2 protein-coding genes are annotated in these 3,100 nt (G+C 35.9%); both read right to left on the reverse strand.

Annotated features, from left to right (window positions below; all coding sequences use genetic code 11):
• Nucleotides 1–479 precede the first annotated feature (479 nt).
• Entirely contained in the window at nt 480–1,946 is a 1,467-nt protein-coding gene (locus tag ABJI11_RS11580; protein ID WP_348352294.1) for a glutamate synthase subunit beta, read from the reverse strand.
• A gap of 9 nt (nt 1,947–1,955) precedes the next feature.
• A partial coding sequence (locus ABJI11_RS11585) for a glutamate synthase-related protein (RefSeq protein ID WP_348352296.1) occupies nt 1,956–3,100 on the reverse strand: 1,145 nt, incomplete at its 5' end.

The following is a 3,100-nucleotide window of genomic DNA, read 5'->3' on the forward strand; positions in this document are numbered from 1 at the left end:
ACCATTCCGAACAGGGAAGTTAAGACCGTTTGCGCCGATGGTACTGCTATACCAAGTGGGAGAGTAGGTAGCCGCCTTTTTCGAAAGCCCTTTACAGTAATGTAAGGGGCTTTTTTTATACCATAAAATCTTAGTCCTAAAATGATGATGCTCTTTTAACTATTCTTGATGCCAGTTGATGTAAGCGTTACTACTACTACTACTACTACTACTACTCATATTAATAACTTACTAGTTTGACTTAATATAATAGATGTAGAGTAAACTAACTTATATGGTTCTAAGAATATATTTTACTTTTCACTGATTACTTATAATAACTAATAGTAGTGATAAAGCTATTTGCAATTGATATAGTCGGATTATGAAAGTTAGTAATGATTGTGTATTGAAATTACTATGGGTATGATTTTTTTAAATAAAAAAAACGCCAACTAATAACTTAGATGGCGTTTTTGATATTATGATATGTTGTAATGCTATACTCTTGGTAAATCACCTTCTCCTTTAAGCGGTAACGCGGTCTCTCCTATTAAGTATTTATCTACATGGTGAGCTGCTTGCCTACCTTCAGAGATTGCCCAAACAATTAAAGATTGACCTCTTCTTTGGTCGCCTGCGGCAAATACACCTGCAACATTAGTTTTATAGTCGTTGTCAGATGCTTTTATATTAGTTCTAGCATCCATTTCTAAACCTAGCTGACTAGCAACTGTATTTTCAGATCCTGTAAAGCCTAAAGCTAACAATGCTAATTCACATTTCCATTCTTTTTCAGTACCAGGAACTTCTTTAAGTTGCGGTCGATGCCCTGGAATTTTAATCCATTCTACTTCTGAAGTTATTAAACCTTTTAAGTTTCCGTTTTCATCACCTAAGAACTTCTTCGTTGATATACTAAAGAAACGTTCAGCACCTTCTTTATGAGATGAGCTAGTTCTTAATCTCATTGGCCAAAACGGCCAAGGCTGACCTTCTGGTCTTTCTGTGGTTGCCATAGGCATAATTTCGAAATTAGATACAGAAGTTGCTCCATGGCGAAAAGATGTACCAATGCAGTCTGACCCAGTATCACCACCACCAATGACGACAACATCTTTACCTGTTGCTTTAATTTCTTCTCCAAGATCTTTAATACCGTCTACACGTCTATTATTTTGACCTAAAAAATCCATTGCTTGAACAACACCTTTTAAATTAGATCCTTCAATGGGTAAGTTTCGTCTAATAGTTGCACCGCCGGTCAATACAATTGCATCATATTCTTCTTTAAGGGTATCGGCTTTAATATCGATACCAATATGTACTCCGCATTTAAAAGTGATACCTTCTTCTTTTAATACTTCTAAACGTCTATCAATGACGTTTTTCTCCATTTTAAAATCTGGAATTCCATAGCGTAATAATCCACCAGGTTTTTCATCTCTTTCAAATACGGTAACATCATGACCAGCTCTATTCAATTGTTGAGCAGTGGCTAGACCTGCAGGACCTGAACCTACAACTGCAACTTTCTTACCAGTTTTGTTTAAAGGTGGTTTTGCAGTAATCCATCCTTTCTTGAAAGCGGTTTCAACTATATTTTTCTCAATATTTTCTATAGTAACAGGGTCTTCATTTATACCTAAAACACATGCTTCTTCGCAAGGTGCAGGACATAATCTTCCTGTAAATTCAGGAAAGTTGTTTGTGGAATGTAAAATTTCACTTGCTTTTTCCCATTTGCCACGGTAAACCGCATCGTTGAAATCAGGAATTAAATTTCCTAAAGGACAGCCGCTATGGCAAAAAGGTATACCACAATCCATGCAACGAGCACCTTGTTCTTTCAATTCCTTTTCTGGAAGCGGCACGGTAAATTCCTTATAATCTTTTAAACGCTCCTCAACCGGTTCGTATGCTTCAATTTTTCTATCGAATTCCAAAAATCCTGTTATCTTTCCCATATTCCGATCTTAAATAGTTTGTAAATTTTCTTCCTCTAATCTGATTAAAGCTTGTCTGTATTCTTCAGGTAAAACCTTAACGAATTTAGGTAGATAAGATTCCCAGTTTTCTAAAATACGTTGTGCTAATGGACTTGATGTAGAGTTGTAATGACTCTCGATTAAATCTTTTAATTGTTTAATATCATTGTTTTCGGTTACCTCTAAAAGGTTAAGACCTTCTGTGCTACATCTCTTTTTAAAAGTTTTGTTGCTATCTAGTACAAATGCAATTCCGCCGCTCATACCTGCTCCAAAATTTCTACCAACCTCTCCAAGAATTACAGCAACACCACCTGTCATATACTCGCAACCGTGATCTCCAATACCTTCAACTACAGCTTTAGCTCCTGAGTTACGAACACAAAAACGTTCACCAGCTTTTCCGTTAATATATGCTCTACCTGCAGTAGCTCCATATAATGTTACGTTTCCGGTAATTACATTGTCTTCAGGTACAATAGTGGATTTCTCTGGCACCTTAATAACCAATTTAGCGCCCGAAAGACCTTTTCCTAAATAATCATTAGTATTACCATTGACGATCATTGTAAGTCCTCTTGTGGCAAATGCTCCAAAGCTTTGTCCTGCAGAACCTGTAAAATTCAATCTTAGTGTATTGATTGGTAATCCTTCTGCACCGTAAGTTTTAGAAATCTCATTACTGATGATTGCACCAACTGCACGATCTGTGTTACAAATAGGATAATCTAAAGTTAATTTCTCTTTTCTAAATAAAGAAGGATTAGCTTTTGCTATAATATCAAATTCTATTGATTTGTCTATATCGTGTTTTTGCTTCTCCGTATTGTAGAATTTAGTCCCTTTAGGCACATCTACTTGATGTAAAATAGGGGTTAAATCTATACCCGCAGCTTTATAATGGTCAATAGCTTTCTTACGATCTAGTTTTTGAACCTGACCTACCATTTCATTGATAGTTTTAAAGCCTAGTTGCGCCATAATTTCACGTAACTCTTGTGCTACAAAATACATGTAGTTTACTACATGTTCAGGTTTACCCTTAAATTTCTTTCTTAATTCAGGGTTTTGAGTAGCTATACCTACTGGGCAGGTATTTAAATGGCAAACACGCATCATAATACAGCCAGAAG

It is taken from the genome of Maribacter sp. (assembly GCF_039968975.1).
Taxonomy (GTDB): Bacteria; Bacteroidota; Bacteroidia; order Flavobacteriales; family Flavobacteriaceae; genus Maribacter.

Excerpts from the sequence above, each read along its gene's own strand:
- ABJI11_RS11580 (WP_348352294.1), bottom strand. The coding sequence starts at position 1,946 with ATGGGAAAGATAACAGGATTTTTGGAATTCGATAGAAAAATTGAAGCA.